Origin of the sequence: Dokdonella sp. (assembly GCF_051958935.1) — a bacterium.
Classification (GTDB): domain Bacteria; phylum Pseudomonadota; class Gammaproteobacteria; order Xanthomonadales; family Rhodanobacteraceae; genus Dokdonella_A.
The window spans coordinates 1-16380 of record NZ_JBQCFP010000058.1; the positions used below are offsets into that span (position 1 = coordinate 1).

Annotated in this window: 10 protein-coding genes and 1 pseudogene; 6 read left to right on the plus strand and 5 right to left on the minus strand. The window is 71.5% G+C overall.

The window, feature by feature from the left end; genetic code table 11:
- Window positions 1–7: 7 nt before the first annotated feature.
- Together glnE and ACTHK2_RS05335 are read left to right on the plus strand one after the other, a co-directional pair.
- Complete coding sequence (gene glnE / locus ACTHK2_RS05330) at window positions 8–2872, plus strand: bifunctional [glutamate--ammonia ligase]-adenylyl-L-tyrosine phosphorylase/[glutamate--ammonia-ligase] adenylyltransferase (protein ID WP_440244703.1); 2865 nt, start codon at window positions 8–10, stop codon at window positions 2870–2872.
- Between the two features lie 219 nt (window positions 2873–3091).
- A complete protein-coding gene (locus ACTHK2_RS05335; protein WP_440244663.1) occupies window positions 3092–4957 on the plus strand; it encodes a patatin-like phospholipase family protein in 1866 nt (621 codons plus the stop codon).
- A gap of 119 nt (window positions 4958–5076) precedes the next feature.
- Here ACTHK2_RS05335 and ACTHK2_RS05340 read toward each other — a convergent pair.
- A pseudogene (locus tag ACTHK2_RS05340) lies at window positions 5077–6057 on the minus strand (mitochondrial fission ELM1 family protein).
- 222 nt (window positions 6058–6279) lie between these two features.
- On the opposite strand from ACTHK2_RS05340, the gene ACTHK2_RS05345 reads away from it, so the two are divergent.
- On the plus strand, window positions 6280–6882 hold the full coding sequence (locus ACTHK2_RS05345; RefSeq protein WP_440244664.1) for a YceI family protein: 603 nt from the start codon (window positions 6280–6282) through the stop codon (window positions 6880–6882).
- Between the two features lie 212 nt (window positions 6883–7094).
- On the opposite strand, the gene ACTHK2_RS05350 is transcribed toward ACTHK2_RS05345, so the two are convergent.
- The gene (locus ACTHK2_RS05350) at window positions 7095–8360 is read right to left on the minus strand and encodes a Yip1 family protein (RefSeq protein WP_440244665.1); all 1266 of its coding nucleotides are present in this window, start codon (window positions 8358–8360) and stop codon (window positions 7095–7097) included.
- A gap of 175 nt (window positions 8361–8535) precedes the next feature.
- Here ACTHK2_RS05350 and ACTHK2_RS05355 point away from each other — a divergent pair, with 175 nt between their 5' ends.
- From ACTHK2_RS05355 to ACTHK2_RS05365, 3 genes are read left to right on the plus strand one after another with little or no spacing between them, the layout of a single operon-like run.
- Window positions 8536–8745 (plus strand): zinc-finger domain-containing protein, encoded by a 210-nt coding sequence (locus ACTHK2_RS05355; protein ID WP_440244666.1) that lies wholly within the window; start codon window positions 8536–8538, stop codon window positions 8743–8745.
- An 18-nt stretch (window positions 8746–8763) separates the two neighbouring features.
- Window positions 8764–9879: a glycosyltransferase gene (locus tag ACTHK2_RS05360; RefSeq protein WP_440244667.1), complete on the plus strand. Its 1116-nt coding sequence runs from the start codon at window positions 8764–8766 to the stop codon at window positions 9877–9879.
- 47 nt (window positions 9880–9926) lie between these two features.
- On the plus strand, window positions 9927–11168 hold the full coding sequence (locus tag ACTHK2_RS05365) for an O-antigen ligase family protein (RefSeq protein WP_440244668.1): 1242 nt from the start codon (window positions 9927–9929) through the stop codon (window positions 11166–11168).
- Window positions 11169–11477: 309 nt separating this feature from the next.
- Here the strand turns inward: ACTHK2_RS05365 and ACTHK2_RS05370 are convergent, their stop codons facing one another.
- From ACTHK2_RS05370 to ACTHK2_RS05380, 3 genes are all read right to left on the minus strand, one after another.
- Window positions 11478–12065, minus strand: coding sequence for a phospholipid scramblase-related protein (locus ACTHK2_RS05370; RefSeq protein ID WP_440244669.1), 588 nt, complete (start codon window positions 12063–12065; stop codon window positions 11478–11480).
- 170 nt (window positions 12066–12235) lie between these two features.
- Window positions 12236–13597 carry a DUF3999 domain-containing protein gene (locus ACTHK2_RS05375; protein WP_440244670.1) on the minus strand — a complete coding sequence of 454 codons (1362 nt, stop codon included), beginning with the start codon at window positions 13595–13597 and terminating at the stop codon, window positions 12236–12238.
- A complete protein-coding gene (locus ACTHK2_RS05380; protein WP_440244671.1) occupies window positions 13594–16305 on the minus strand; it encodes a DUF2339 domain-containing protein in 2712 nt (903 codons plus the stop codon). The genes ACTHK2_RS05375 and ACTHK2_RS05380 overlap by 4 nt, the downstream gene beginning before the upstream one ends.
- Window positions 16306–16380 lie beyond the last annotated feature (75 nt).

Consider the following 16380-nt stretch of genomic DNA (forward strand, 5'->3'; position numbering starts at 1 on the left):
TGCGGGCTTGCTCGAACCCCCCCGGTGGCCGCGCCCGACCGCGGCCTTCCTCAACCAACGCCTGTCCCGCCTGGAGGTGGGGTGCCGCGTGGCGAGCGTGCCGTTCCACGCCGACGCCGGCGTCGACGACCACCTGTCGAGCGTGCTGCTGGCGAGCGACTTCGCCTACCAGAACCTCCTGCGCGACCCGCAACTGCTCGGTCCCGACTTCCTGCAGCTGATGAGCGACCCGCGCCACGCCGACGCGCGCGCGGGCGTGTTCAACGAGGTGCACGACACGGGCGAACTGCGCCGCCTCCTGCGGCGATTCCGCCTGCGCGAGGCGCTGCGCCTGATCTGGCGCGATGTCACCGGCGCGGACGCGATCGAGACGACGCTCGCCGGCGCGTCGGTGCTCGCCGAGAGCTGCCTCGAGGCCGCGTTGCGCGGTGCCGAACGCCAGGTCGGCGAGCGCCACGGCGTGATCCGCGACGCGCGCGGCCAGCCGCAACGCATGGTCGTGCTCGGCCTCGGCAAGCTCGGCGGCGGCGAACTCAATTTCTCGTCCGACATCGACCTCGTGTTCGCATTCGCCGGGCACGGCGACAGCGATGGCGCGCGTCCGCTCGACGCGACCGCCTACTACACGCGCATCGGCCAGGCGCTGGTCGGCCTGCTCGCCGACCACAGCGTCGACGGCTACGTCTACCGCGTCGACCTGCGCCTGCGGCCGTTCGGCACGGCCGGCCGGCTCGCACTGTCGTTCAATGCGATGGAACAGTACTTCCAGCGCGAAGGTCGCGACGGGGAGCGTTACGCCTGGATCAAGGCGCGCCCGGTCGCCGGCGATCGCGTCGGTGGCGCGCGCCTGCTCGACACCTTGCGTCCATTCGTGTTCCGCCGCTATCTCGACTACAGCGCATTCGCGGGCCTGCGCGAAATGAAGGCGCTGATCGACGCCGAGGTCGCGCGCAAGGACCTCGCCGACCATCTCAAGCTCGGCCCCGGCGGTATCCGCGAGATCGAGTTCATCGTGCAGCTCGTGCAGTTGATCCGCGGCGGGCGCGAGCCGACCCTGCGCGCGCGCGGGCTGCTGCCCGCGCTCGCCGCCTGCGAGCAACTCGGCTTCATCCCGTCGGCGCGGGCGCAGCGCCTGCGCGACGCGTACCGCTTCCTGCGCCGGCTCGAAAACCGCGTGCAGATGTTCGCCGACGAGCAGACGCACGAGATTCCCGCCGACCGCGAGCTGCGCGAACGCCTCGCGCTCGCGCTCGGCCGGTCCGGCTGGGATGCGCTCGATGCGGAACTGCGCGTGCACCGGGCCGCGGTCGCCGAGGAGTTCGCCGCGCTGATGGCGGTCGACGCGCGCAACGATGCGCAGCAGGCGCAGGCGCGCTGGCCCGAGTTCTGGCGCGCGCTGCTCGCCGACGGCGTGGACGCCGGCGCGGTCGCGGCCTCGGGCTTCGAGCCCCCGGACGAGGTCGTGACCGAGCTCGAGGCGTTGCTCGGCGGCGCCGCGCTGCGCACGATGTCGGCGCGCGCGCGCGAGCGCCTCGACGCCGTCATGCCGGCGGTGTTCGCCGCCGCCTGCGCGCAGGAGCATCCCGCGCGTTGCCTCGCGCGCCTGCTGCGCCTGGTGCAGGCGACCCTGCGTCGTTCCGTTTATCTCGCACTGCTCGAGGAGCAGCCGGCCGCGTTGCGCCGGCTCAGCGCGGTGTTCGCGGCGAGCGCGTTCCTCGCCGAGCGCGTGATCGCCCATCCGCTGCTGCTCGACGACCTGTTCGACGACCGCGTGGATGGCGACACGCCGGATGCGACCGCGATCCGCGACGAACTCGCGCGGCGCCTCGGCATGATCGCCGAAGCCGATCCCGAAGCCGAGATCGAGGCGATCCAGGAACAGCGCCAGTCCGCGTTGTTCCGCATCGGCCTCGCCTTCCTCGGCGGCCGTCTAGATGCGCGCAGCGCGGCATCCGCGCTCGCCGACGTCGCCGAGGCCGTCGTCGGCGCGGTGCTGCACATCGCCGAGCGCGACATGGCCGCGGCGCATGGCCGCATCGACGGTGGGAGCGGCGGCGAGGGGAGCGGCCTCATCGTCGTCGCCTACGGCAGCTTCGGCGGACGCGAGCTCGGCTTCGGCTCCGACCTCGACCTCGTCTTCCTCTACGACGGCGCGCGCGCGCAGCGCGAATCGGACGGCGTCAAACCACTCGATGGCGCGCGCTATTACGCGCGCCTCGCGCAGCGCGTCGTGCACCTGCTCGGTACGCTGACGCGCGCCGGCCGGCTTTACGAAGTCGACGTGCGCCTGCGCCCGGACGGCAGCAAGGGCATGCTCGTGCAGAGCCTCGACGGCTACGCCGCGTACCAGCGCGAGCGCGCCTGGACCTGGGAACTGCAGGCACTCGTGCGTGCGCGTGCCGTCGCCGGCGACGCCGTGCTCGCGCGTCGCTACGCCGAGCTGCGCGTCGACCTGCTCGCGCAGCCGCGCGATGCGGCGAAGCTGCGCGAAGAGGTGGTCTCGATGCGCGCGCGCTGGCGTGCCGAACGCGACCGGTCGAGCGCGATGGAATTCGATCTCAAGCAGGGCGGCGGCGGCCTCGTCGACCTCGAGTTCCTGCTGCAGGGCCTCGTGCTGCAGCATGCGACCCGCCATCCGGCGCTGCTCGTGAACGGCGCCAACGCGGCGCTCATCGATGCGCTGCGAAGTGCGCGCATCCTCGGCGACGCCGCTGCGGCCACGCTCGCGCACGCGCATGCCGGCCTGCTCGCGCGCGCAATCCGGTGCACGCTCGATGCGCGTCCGCGCGTGGTCGCGCGCGACGCGGGTGTCGAGCGCGATGCGTCGGCGGTGGCCGAGGCGTGTCGGGCGGCGGGTTTCGGGTTTTCGTGAGGTGCGGGAGCGAGGGCCGATCAGCCGCGCAGCGGCGGGTCCGCCTTCACCGTTCCGCATGGGGGCGGCTCCGGCCTTCGGCCGCGAGCCGCCCTGCGGTGGACAGGTCCTCCCACGATGGAAGCGCTGCTCGCATGCGTGTGAGCGACCTTCAGGCGCGATGCTTCCTGGCCGGAAGTGTAAAAATGCCCGGGTGAGCCTGCTGCAAGGAACTGCACGATGAGCGAACGTCCCGAATGCGATCTCGTGATGAAGGGCGGCATCGCGAGCGGCATCGTCTATCCGCGCGCGATCGCGCGGCTCGCCGCGCACTATCGCCTGCGCAGCGTCGGCGGTGCGTCGGCCGGCGCGATCGCGGCCGCCGCGGCGGCCGCCGCCGAATATGGCCGCGATCGTGGCGGCTTCGAGCGGCTCGAAGTGCTGCCCGATCTCCTCGCACAGACCGACGACGGCACCGAGCACGGTGCGACGCGGCTGTTCCGCCTGTTTCGTCCGCAGGCGAAGACCGCGCGCCTGTACCGCCTGCTTGTCGCCGGGCTCATGCCCGAGCAGCCGCGCTGGTCGCTCGCGCTCGTGCGCTGGTTCTGCGCCGCGGTGCGCAACTTCCCGTTCGCCGCGCTCGGTTCATTCTTCGCTGCAGCGCTCGTGCTCGCGCCGCTCGCCCTGCGCATCGATCCTGCGGCCGGCGGTGTGTTGCCGTGGCTCGCGTTCGCGGCCGCGTTCGCGCTCGGGCTGCTCGCATTCACGCTCGCGCTCGCCGCGTGCATCGTCGTCCACGCGCTGCGCGCGATTCCCGCGAATGGCTACGGCCTGTGCTCCGGCCTCGGCGACGCGGACGCGCTGACGCCGTGGCTGCACGCGACGCTGCAATCGCTCGCCGGACTCCCGCCCGAACAGCCCTTGCGCTTCGGCGATGTCTGGCGCGGCCACGCCCCCGCGCCCGACTATGTCGCCGCTTCGGCGCGCCTGTACGCGCACGAACGCGCTATCGACCTGCGCCTCATGACGACCGCGCTCAGCCATGGCCGGCCGTACAGCTTTCCGCTCGACAGCGAGGCGTTCTGCTTCGACGCCGACGAGATGCGCGCGCTGTTTCCGGGTAGCGTCGTCGACGTCCTCGTCGCGAACTCGCCCGAGCGCATCGAGCACGGCGAATTGCGCGGACGCTACCGCCTGCCGGCGATGGAGGACCTGCCGGTCATCGTGCCGGTGCGCATGAGCCTCGCATTCCCGCTCCTGCTGACCGCGGTGCCGCTCTGGCGCACGCGCATGGGGCCGGACCCCGCGCGACCCGGTCGCTGGATCGGCACGGCCGAGCGCGTGTGGTTCTCCGACGGTGGCATCTGCAGCAACTTCCCGATCCACTACTTCGATGCGCTGGTACCGTCGCGGCCGACGTTCGGCATCAATCTCGTCGATGCCGAATACCTGCCCGGGCAGCCGCAGGATCCGGGCGACTTCGTCTGGATGCCCGACCACAACGGCAGCGGCGCGACGACGCGCACGGTGGCGGTCGAGCGTGCGGGCCTGCGCGGCTTCCTCGGGGCGATCGTCTCGACGATGCAGGGGTGGACCGACAGCATGCAGCTGGCAATCCCGGGCTACCGCGATCGCGTCGTCGCCGTGCGCCTGCGCGCGAGCGAGGGCGGGCTCAACCTGCGCATGGCGCCCGCGCTGATCCATCGCATCGCGGCGCGTGGCGCGAGTGCGGGCGACCTGCTGCTCGCGCACTATGCACGTCGCGACCCACCGGAGGGCAGCGTGACCGGCTGGCGCAACCATCGCTGGGTGCGCTACCGCGTCGCGATGCGCGTGCTCGGCGAAGCCTTCGCGGCACTGCGCGAGGCCGAAGCGCTCACCGCGGACGGCGACGCCGCGCTGCAGCCGATGCACGCGGATCCGCCGAGCTACGATTTCGCTTCCGAGCGGCAGCGCGACGCGGCGTTGCATGCATATCGCGAACTGCTCGCGCTTGCCGATCGCTATGCCGCGATGCGCGAGGAACTCGGCTACCCGCCGTTCGACCACGGCCCGCACGACGGCCCGCGGCCACGCCCCGAATTGCGCATCCGCCCGCCCCTGTAGGGCGGGGCGCAGCCGCGCAGCGGCGAGTCTCACCGCACGCCGCCGCGCCGTCCGCGCATGCGGTGGGACTCGCGGTGAAGCGCTTCGCATTCATGGCGGTCGCGTCGCCGTGTCCGGCCCTACGGCGGGGCGGTGGGGCGGGCGGCGTGCCAGCGTGCGCGCACGAGCTCGGCGATCGCAGCGGTTTCGGCGAGTGGCGGCGGTTGCGGCCGCGAATCGATATCGCCGAGGCGGCGCAAGTGGCCGCTCGCGACGAGTTCGTCGTGGAATGCGGCGAGCTTGCCGCGGATCGGCCGCGCGGGCCAGGTGTAGACGGGCTTCCCGGTCGCGCAGGCTTCCGACAGCATGTTGACCGAATCCGGCGTGACGACGATGCGATCGGCATGGGCGAGGAATCCCGCGTACGGATTGTCGCCTTCGCCGCTCCAGAAGCGACCCGGCATCGCCGCGAAGCGAGCACGCAGGCGCGCCGCGGTCGCTGAGGGCGTGCGCCGCGATACGCTGACGAGGAAACTGCCGCCGTCGACCTCGTGCATGTCGGCGAGCCGTTCGACGAGGCCGTCGAAATACGCCGCATCGAGCACCTGCGCGCGGTTCGAGCCGCCGACGAGCACCGCGGTGCGTGGTGAGGACAACGCGGCGATATCGGCGAAGCGCGTGCGCCCCTCGGCGAGTCAGGCGGGATCGACCGGATTGAGCGCGCCGATGCTGCCGATCACGTTTTCCCCTTTCACTCGATCGTGCTGCGGGGCGATCACGAGGTCGAACGCGTCCGTCGCGATGCGCGGATCGAGGATCTGCACGGTGTAGGTGCGTCCATGGCTCCAGTCACGCAACGCGCGCGTGACGAGCGCCGCACGCCTGCCGCAACCGATCGCGAGATCAGGCCAGGGCGGTCGCAGCGGCCGGCCATCACGGCGCCGCGCCGCGTGCATCGCGCCGAGGGCGAGGCGCGGTGCGAAGGTGTTCCATGGTTCGCGCAACACGACCTCGACCGGCTCCGCCGCGACGCCGAGTGCACGCCCGAGCGCGAGCGCCTGGCGCGCGTTACCGGCGGCGCCGTCGCTGATCGCCCAGCAGGTCGTCGTCGCCGCGTTCATCGCCCGAGCCTAGCCGACCGCGGACGCCCGTGCGAACGCCTGCGATCGTTCGCCTGTGGAAACGCTGTATCGACGCCGCGAGCCTTGTCGATGGACGGGCCATGCCACATTCTTTGGTGGGTCATCCTGGTCTTTCCGTGCCGGACGGTGGCGGCCTCGCGTTCATGGCCGATTCCGCCATCGCCGGTTCCCATCGTTTTCCCGCGCACAAGGAGTCCATCCATGTTCCGCCGCATCGCCCTCGCCAGCGCGCTCGCGCTCGCCGCTTCCCCCGTATTCGCCGCGACGTACACGCTCGATCCGGGGCACACCCAGATCGTGTTCAGCTGGAACCACTTCGGCTTCTCGAACCCGACCGCGCAGTTCGGATCGGTCGAGGGTACGCTCGATTTCGATGCGGCCGATCCGACCAAGGGCAGCGTCAGCGTGAAGATCCCGCTCGCGAGCGTCAACACCAACGTCGCCAAGCTTGACGAGCACCTGCAGTCGCCCGACTTCTTCGATTCCGCGAAGTATCCGGAAGCGACGTTCAAGAGCACCAAGGTCGAGAAGGGCACCGCCGAGGGCCACCTCAAGGTCACTGGCGACCTCACCCTGCACGGCGTGACGAAGCCGGTCGTGCTCGACGTGACGGTCAACAAGGCCGGCGAACATCCGATGCGCAAGGCGCAGGCGGCCGGGTTCGACGCGAGCGCGACCATCAAGCGCTCCGATTTCGGCATCACCAAGTACGTCCCCGCGGTGAGCGACGACATCACGCTGCGCATCACCACCGAGGCGATCGAGGCGAAGGCCTACGCGGAGAGCCTCAAGCCGAAGGGCTGATCGCGTCCGCCGAGGCTGCTTCCGCGGGAGTGGCGGAAGTCGCGATGCTTTTTGTTGGGGCTGAGGACCCAACGCAAAAGCGTCGCGGTGCCGCCGCTCCCACAAGAAGCCGCTCGTGCGCTGCTGGACGGCCTTTGCCCACCGAGGCGGAGAGCATCGCGGCTGGAGCCGCGCCTACGCATCTTGGAACGCTCCGGTGAAGGAGCGGCGGGTCAGCCTTCCTTTACGCCCTGCGCCTTGAGCGCTTCGAGGCCGGCGAGGTTGACGCTCGCCATCGCGGCCTTGAGCTGGTCCATGCTCTCCGCCTCGCCGCTGAGCTTCACCGAGAAGCGGTCGCCGAGCACGATGCCGTACTCGCCGTGCTTGTCCTGGTTGTTCCACTCCTCGTGCACGAGGCGGCCGTCGACCTTGTAGGTCTTCTCGTAGCCGTGTTCGGTCTCGCGCTCCTGCTGCAGCGCGGCCCAGCCGGCCATTGCCATCAGGCCCTTGGCCGATCCCATGTCGGTGACTTCGAGGCGCAGCGAGCGCCCCGAAGCATCATCCGAATAGGTCGCGTGCGCTTCCGACACCTGCATGCCGAGCGCACCGTTCTTCTCGGCCGAGAAGTCGGTGCGCGCGAGGCCGGCGAGCGTGGCGGGCACGAACGGCTTGAGCAGGTCGGGCGACAGCGCCTCCACCTGGTCACCGCCGCCGAGCGCGGCACCCATCACCGCGCCCATTGCCTTCGCCTGCGCGTCGGCGTCGCCCGATTTCTGCGCGGCTTCGAGCCGCTTGCTCGCCGCTTCCATCTTCTGGCCGGCGGCGGCGAGCTTGCCGAGCGCGCTGTCGGCGTCGATCGTGACGTTGCCGCCGGCATCGCCGAGGCGCACGCCGCCCGCGCCCGCACCCATCATCGCGCCGGTGCCGATGATGCCCGCAACGACGAGACCGCAGATCCAGCCCAGCACGATCGCGATGATGACGCTGACGGCCGTATAGCCGGCCGCCTTGTCTTGCGGCGCCTTCATCGTATGCGGCAGGCCGAGGTAGAGCAGGTAGATGCCGTAGATGGCGCCCGCGAGAGCGACCAGCCAGCCGATGATCGGGACGATCTGCGCCGCGCCGGCGACCCAACTCGCCGTCCACGCATAGGCGACGGTCTTGAGCGCCTGCACCGGGTTCTTCTCGCCACCGAAGCTCGGTGCGAGCGCGTCGATGATCAGCGCCATCACGTAGGCCATCGCGAGGGCCAGCGCATAGCCGACGATCGCGCCGGTGATGCCGGCACCCATGCCGGCGCGATAGGTCACGCCGAGGAAGCTCGTGCCGATGATGCTGCCCTTGATGAAGCCCGCGACCGGCGGGATCGCGGCGAGGATCGCGATCCAGTTCTTGTACAGGTCCGGCACCGTCGCCGGCTCGGCCGCGATGACCGGCCATTCGGTCTTCGGCGTGAGCAGGATCGCCTTCACGCGCGCAATCATTTTGTTGATGTCCACGTAGTCCCTCCCGGTTGCTGGTCGATGGGGGTATCGAACGAAGCCGCGGCATTCTAGGCTACGCGGCCGGTGGACGTGCCGGCGCGCGGGTCACGGCGGTGCCGTGAAGCGTTTCACATACTGGTTGGCATGTCTTGTGCTGGTAAACTGCAAAGCTCTGTCCATGGAGTAGAGCATGTCGCGACCCAATCCCGCGGCGGAAAGGACGATTCCCGCCAATGCCGAGAACCGCTACCGGGTGTCCGGCACCGACCTGCCTTTGAGCTGCCCGATGCCCGGCATGTCGCTGTGGAACTCGCATCCGAAGGTGTATCTGCCGATCGCCGAGCAGGGCGGGCACGCGAAGTGCCCGTACTGCGGCGCCGAATACGACCTCGAAGCCTAAGAGTCGATACGGAGCCGCATGGCCGAGCGCCGCCTGACCATCGTACAGCTGCTGCCTGCTTTCGAGGCTGGCGGTGCCGAGCGTTCGGCGCTGGAGATCGCGCGCGCGCTGGTGGAAGCCGGCCACCGCTCGATCATCGTGTCGGCCGGCGGTCGCATGGTCGAGCGCGCCGTGCGCGAGGGCAGCGAGCACGTGACGCTGCCGATCGGGGCGAAGTCGCTGCGCGCGCTGGCGCAGGTGCCGAGGCTGCACGCGCTGCTGCGCGAGGTCCATGCCGACGTCGTCCATGCGCGTTCGCGCATGCCGGCGTGGGTCGGCTGGCTCGCCGTGCGCGGCCTGAAGCCGCGGCCGCATTTCGTCACAACCGCGCACGGATTGAACAGTCCGGGCATCTACAGCGCGGTGATGACCCGCGGCGAGCGCGTCATCTGCGTGTCGAACACGGTGCGCGACTACCTCCTGCGCAACTACCCGCGCACCGACCCGAACAAGCTCGTGGTGATCCCGCGCGGGGTCGATCCGGCCGATTACCCGTTCGGCTACCTCGCGGACAATTCGTGGCGCGAGTGGTTCTTCGCCGAGTTCCCGCAGCTCGCCGGCGCGCCGTTGCTGACCCTGCCGGGGCGTGGCACGCGCCTCAAGGGCCATGCCGACGCGATCGAGCTCGTGTCCGACCTCAAGGCGCGCGGCATCCCGACGCGCCTGCTGCTGCTGGGCGCGCGCCAGGAAGGACGCGAGGCGTACGTGGCCGAACTCGAGCGCCTCGCGGCCGAGCGCGGCGTCGCCGACCAGCTCGCGATCAGCGCGCAGCGCGACGACGCGCGCGACGTGTTCGCCGCCTCCGCGCTCGTGCTGCAGCTGTCGAACAAGCCGGAATCCTTCGGCCGCACGGTGATCGAGGCGCTCGCGTTGTGCCGGCCCGTGCTCGGTTACGACCACGGCGGCGTCGGCGAACTGCTCGCCGACCTGTACCCGGCCGGACGCGTGCCGCCGCTGGATCGCGAACGCCTGACCGAGCGTGCTGCCGAACTGCTGCGCGCGGCGCCGCCGATCGCGCCGCTGCAGCGTTACCGCCTCGCCGACATGCAGGCGGCCACGCTCGCGCTGTATGGTGAGATCACCGGCGCCGCCTGAATCGCTGCGGCGCGGATAAGATGCACGCGTTCCGCATCGGACCCGCCGTGAACCCGAACGCCACCGATCGAGCGCCCGCCTGGGCCGCCCTGCTCGTGCTCGCCGTGCTCGTGCTGCTGCCGATTGGCCGCAGCGCCGAGGTACCGCTCGCGCTCGGCGCCATCGGCGGCCTCGTGCTGCTCGTGCGTGGCCGCGTGAGCATCGACGATACCGGCGTGCGGCTCGCGCTCGTGTTGTTCGCTGCGTACTGGCTCGCCGCGCTCGCCTCGGGCGCCGGCGCGACTGCGCCGGGCAAGACCTGGTCGACGGTCGCGACGACGGTGCGTTTCCTGCCGTTCGCGTTGTTCGCCATGTGGGCGCTGCGCGACGCGGGGCGCTGGCCTGCCCTCGTCGCCGCGGCCGCGGGCGTGGTCGCGCTGTGGGCGCTCGACGCCTGGGTGCAGATGGCGACCGGCTACAGCCTCGGCGGCGCGGCCGAGCGCGAGCGCGTGTCGGGCATCTTCGGTGCCGGCAACCTCAAGCTCGGTCCCGTGCTCGCCACGCTCGCGCCGTTCGTACTGCTCGCCGCGCGTGCGCAGTGGGGCATGCGCGGGCTCGTCGTGGCGTACATGTTCCTCGCCCCGCCGATCCTGCTCGCGGGTTCGCGCGCGGCCTGGCTGTCGTACGCACTGGTCGGCGTGCTGCTCGCCTGGCACGAGACGCGCCGCCCGAGCCGCTTCCTCGCCGTGTGCGGGGTGTTCGCGCTCGGCCTCGGCGCGGTCGGCGCCGTGGCGCTGCATGATTCCACGCGCTTCGGCGCGCGCATCGAACGCAGCCTGCGCGCGCTGCAGGGCACCGAGGCGGCCGTCGACGAGGCGTCCGCGGGGCGCCTGCGCATCTGGCGCACCGCGCTCGCGATGAGCGCCGCGCATCCGCTCACCGGCGTCGGCGTGCGCGGCTTCCGCTACGCCTATCCCGATTACGCCGCAGCGGGCGACCAGTTCGTCGACACCGCGAGCGACACGGGCGCCTCGCACGCGCACCAGATCGTGCTCGAAGTCCTCAGCGAAACGGGGATCATCGGCCTGCTGCTCTGGCTGGCGGGCGCGTACGCGGCATTGCGCGCATGGCGCGGTGCCGACGCGGCCGCGCGCGAGCGCGCGCTCGCACCGGGGCTTGCGCTGGTCTCGATGTGTTTCCCGCTCAATACCCACCTCGCGTTCTATTCGGCGTGGTGGGGGTTGTTGTTCTGGTGGTTGCTCGCGTTGTATTGCGCGGCGCTGGGCGCGCGTGGGGCTGGAGCGCGCTGATCGGGGCGGTGCGGCGGCACGCGCTGTGCGCGTACCGCCCTACGGGTTGCTCGCGTTGTATTGCGCGGCGCTGGGCGCGCGTGGGGCGGGAGCGCGCTGATCGGGGCGGTGCGGCGGCGCGCGCTGTGCGCGTACCGCCCTACGGGTGGCTCGCGTTGTATTGCGCGGCGCTGGGCGCGCGCGGGGCGGGAGCGCGATGATCGGGGCGGTGCGGCGGCACGCGCCGTGCGCGTACCGCCCTGCGAACGTACCGACCTTGCGCGTGTAGCCGGATGCTCGCCGCGCGAGTGCGGTGGGCCGGGGCGCGCCCTACTCCTTGAGCACCATGTCGATGCACATGACGGCGGCCATGATCAACTGGCGTACCTTGTCGTCGGCAGCGACGCTTCGGTCGATCGACAGCATGTAGGTGTCGGCGGTCGTGAACAGCTCCTTGCCGAGTCCGGACCACTTCTTCGTCACGCTCGCGAGCTCGCGTTCGCCCGCCTTGAACTTGAACTCCCAACTCGTCCACTTGCCGACCAGCGTGCAGAGCAGCTTCTCGTGGGCATCGAACACGTCGAACGCGCCGCCGATCGAGAAGAACTTCTGCTTGAACAGGCCGATCACGCGATCGGTTTCGTCGAGCACCTCGACCTTCGACAGGAACAGCGACACGCCGCGCTTCACGGTGAGCACCTTGCGCCCTTCCGGCGTCGTGATGCGCACGTCGAATGGCGTCATGCGCTTGTAGTCGGTGAAGCGCAGCAGCTTGGTGAAGAAACCGAGGTTCGGTTCGCGGCATTCGAGCACCTTGCGGCCGCTCGCCGGGTCGAAGATGTCGAAATTGTTGGCGGCCTTGAACAGGCCGACGTGTTCCTTGACGAGATAGAGATTCTCGCGCAGTGCTGCGTGCATGGGGCGTTCCGTCGTTGGAGAGAGCGGGGGCGCCGAGGTCGCGAGCGCGCGCAACGCGGCCGCGTCGCGGCCCGTGTCGTCGTGCGGATGTCCCCCCGGGCGATCGCGCGCGCCGTTGCGGCGAGCGCGGCACGCATCCTACGCGGAACGCCCGTGCAGGACCATCGGGGCTATGGCTTGCGTTCGCGCAGCAGGCTCACTGCGAATCCACCGACGAGCGCCGCGCCGAGCGCGAGCACGGTCCAGAGCAGCCACTGCCGCCATGGTCTCGGTGCCGGTGGTGGCTGCAGGGCAGCGTCGCCGCCGCTCGCGTGGCCTGCGCCGATCGTCGCCTGCGGCGGCTGCCAGTCCCTGCCGTGGCTCTCTCGCAGGCTGGCGAGTGCGGCGTCGAGCGGATAGTCGGGGCGGCGCGCGGTCGCGCTGCCGACGGCGAGGCGATATGGCCCGGCGCCCTCGGCGAGGAAAACGAAGCGGTCGGGGCGGAATGCGAACGCGAGGCGTGGCGGGGTGGCGAGCGGCGTGCGAGCGTCGAGGCGGAATGCGCCGTAGCGGCGTGCGCCGGCGAGATCGACGTCGCCATTGCGCAAGGCGTCGTCGCCCGATCGCACGCGGAATGCGGTCAAGCGCGCGAGTTCGGTCCATGCACTCCCGTCGCGCCCCGACAGCGCGAGGGCCGCGAGTGCGTTGTCGCTGGCCAGTTCGATGCGCGCCTGCTCGACCGGCAGCGCCGCGGGCAGCGTGTAGGCGAAGCTCGCCGCGGCCGTGCCGTCGGCATCGGCGGCGCGTCCGTCCGGATGCGCGTCGATCCAGCGGCGCACCGGCGTCGCGGCGGTGTGCTGCACGACCCGCGCCGATGCGGCGAGGCCGACCAGTGCGTCGCCGTCGTCGAGGCGGTTCAGGCGCAGGTACTTCGCGCGCACGCCGGGCAGCGCGATGTCGTTGCGGTCGAGGTGCGCGTCGCCTTCGCGCAGCGACAGCACGCTGCCGTCGCCGACGTGCCGCCAGTGTTCGAGGTCGTCGCCCGCCGCGACGTCGAAGCGTGCGACGACGCCGCTCGCCGGCGTGTCCCAGGCGAGGATGAGGCGCTCCATCGCGCCGTCCACGTCGCTCGCATCGACGACCCACGCGCGCTCGCTGCTCTTCGTCGTCGCACCGTCACCGGCATCGAGACGGCGCAGGCGGCCGTGCGCGTCGCGTTCGATCAGCAGGCGCAGGTCGCCGCCCGTGGCGGCGCTGCCGGCCGGCAGCGCGAGCAGCGGCAGCGACTCGGTGCGCTCGTGTACCGAGGCGAGCGTCTCGGCGGCGACGCGCGCGCACGGCACGGGTTCGCCTTCGGCGTTGAAGATCGCGACGTCGCGCAGCGCCGGATCGCGCAGCCATGCATAGACCGACGGATCGAGGTCGACGCGCCAGGCGCTGCTCTCGACCCCGGCCGGCGTTTCGATCGTGAACGCGTATGCGTAGTCGCGCAGGTCCGCTGCGGAGGCGCATGCGCAGCCGAGCGCAAGCGATGCGGCGAGCACGCGTTTCATGTCGATGCTCCTTCGGTCGCCGCCCGCGGCGGCGCCGGCGCGAAGTAACCGATCACGGTGCAGAGGAGGCCGTAGGCGATGAACGAAGCGATGCCGAACAGGTTGCCGAGGTGCGTGCGGTCGACCAGCAGCAGCTTGGCCAGCACGACGCCCATGAGCAGCGCACCGGCGAGCCACAGCGCGCGCTGGCCGCGGCGCGAGCCGAGCACCCAGCCGAGCACGCCGAGTGCACTCCAGACGACGGTGAGCGCGGTCTGGGCGAGGTTCGACGACCACAGGTGTTCGTCCCACGGAATGCCGCCGAGCTGGTGCGTCGCACGCAGGGTCGCCGCGGTCACGAACAGGAAGCCGCCCGCGGCGAGCAGCGGCGCGCGGCGCGCGGCGAGATCGCGCGGCGAGTCCGCATCGGCCAGCCAGCGCGCGCCGAGCAGCAGTACGCCAAGCTGCACCAGTTCGACGGGATTGAAAACCGGCAGGTACGGCAGCGATGCGCTGTCGCCGGCTTGCCGGAACAGCGCGAACAGGATGCACGTCGCGGCGATCGCCTGCAGCAGCAACAGCGCCGCGCGCCATTCGGCGAAGCGCTGCGCGAGCGGTGCGGCGATCCAGGCCGGGCGCAGCAGGGCGAGCGCCCACGCCGCGAGCACGGGCGCAGCGGTGAGCGCGATGCGCCAGCCGGCGCCGAGCTGCAGGTCGAGCGCCAGCAGGCTCAGTGCGACGGTCGCGGCGCAGGTCCAGGTCCAGAGCCAGCCGATCTGCGCAAGGGCGGGCGTGAGGTCGCGACGCTCTCCGAGCGACACGAGCGCGAACACGCCCGCGATCGCATAAGTCGCGAACGCGGCCAGGCCCCAGCCGGCGAACGGGCGCAGGTTCGCGTCGCCGAACGCGAGCGCGACGAGAACGCCGGCGGCGAGTGCGAGCGCGGTCGTGAGCGCGGGCGCGAACGCGCGCGTGCGCCGCGTCGCGAGCGCCGCGCCGGCGGCGGTGACGGCGAGCAGCACGAGCACCGCGGCCGGACGCCGCGTTGCGACGACGAAGCGATCGATCTCGCGCAAGCCCGCGCCGAGCCACCAGGCGAGGCCCCAGAGGTAGAGCAGCACGGCCAGTTCGCGGCGCGCGTCTTCGCGGCGATGGTAGAGCCATGCGCTCGTGAATGCGGCGAGCGCGATCAGCAACGCGCTGATGCAGGTGCCGTTCGCGATCGCGGTCGTCTCGCCCGCGGCCGCGCCGTCGGCGAGCGCGAAGGCGAACGCGAACGCCGCGAGCGCCTGCAGGGCGAGGCCGCCCAAGCGCGGCAGGCGGCGCTGTTCGCGCAGCCCGAGCCATACCAGCGCGGCACCCTCGAGGGCGAACGTCGAAGCCGTGCTGCGTGCGCTGAGCGCGAGCGGGACCGCGAGCGTGGCGAAGCCGACCGCGAGCACCGCGAAGGACTCGCCGAGCACGCGCCGGCGCTTGATCAGCGTCGCCGCGAGCACCGCGTACACGAGCGCGAGCCCGAGCGCCGACCAGGCGAGCGGCATGCGTTCTCCGTCAAGCAGCGCCGCCTGCAACGCGAACGCGACGAGCGGGTTGCCGAACACGAGCGTGCCGTCGATGACGCCGCGCGCCGCGGGCTCCCGCCGCAGGCCGTCGAGGACCGGGATCGCGAGGTAGATCGCGAAGAACACGAGCAGGAACGGCTCGGTGCTGCCGAACAGCGCGTGCTCGTAGCGCAGCACGCCCCATGCGGTGCCGATCGCATAGGTGGAGAAGAAGCCGAGCAGGTTCAGCACGCGCCATGCGCGCGCCCACGCGATCGCGAAGATCGCGAGGTTGAGCAGCGCGTAGTACGAGAACAGCACGACATGGTCGCCGCTGCCGGTGGAAATGAGGATCGGTGCGGCGAAGCCGGCGAGGAGGCCGAGCACGGCGAGCGCGAGCGCATCCTGCAGCACGGCGAGCACGCCCGCGCCGGCGACCAGCACGAGCATCAGCGCGAACGCGGCGCCCGCGGGGATCAGGTGATAGAAGCGGAACGCGGCGAACACGGTGAGCAGCAGCACGCCGATTGCGCCGCCCTGGAGGGCGAGGCCGAACGAGGGCCGGCGCGCGCGTTCGCGCCAGCCGAATGCGAGCGCTGCGATCGCGGCGAGCGCGACGCCGGCGAGGCGCAGCTCGATCGGCAGGCTCAGCCAGCCTTCGTCGGCCGCGTACTTGAGCAGCGCGGCGACGCCGGCGAACAGCACGAGCATGCCGACCTTGACCGGCACGTTGCCCTCGCTGAACCAGCGCTTGAGCCCGCTCGCGAAGCGTTGCAGCGGGTCGGGTCCGCTGCTGCGCGGCGGGCGCGTCGCGACGTGCGGTGCGGGCGCCGGCGCTGTCGGCCGCGCAGCGGGGGCCGGCGCGATCGGCGGCGGCGCGGGCAGCGGATCGACGACGGGCGCGACGGGCGCGCTCGCGGTCGGTACCGGCGAAGGTGCTCGAACGGACGCTGCTGCGTTGATGGATTCGGCGCGCGGTGGCGCATCCGGGCGCAGTGCAGCCGGCATGCGCTGCAAGGCATCGAGCTGCCTGTCGAGTGCGTCGACGCGCTCGGCCAAGGCGCGCAGCCGGGCGAACGCGAGGCCGATCGCGAGTCCGCCGAAGAAACCGAAACCGACGTTGTTGCCGAAGACGCCGCCGACGAACAGGCCGCCGATGCAGGCGGCCACGACGATCAGGAAACCCATGCCTCCCTCCCCAGTCAGGCCGATGCTGCGAGCCGGGCCGCACGTGCCCCAGGCTTGCGCGCCCCTGCGCACGCC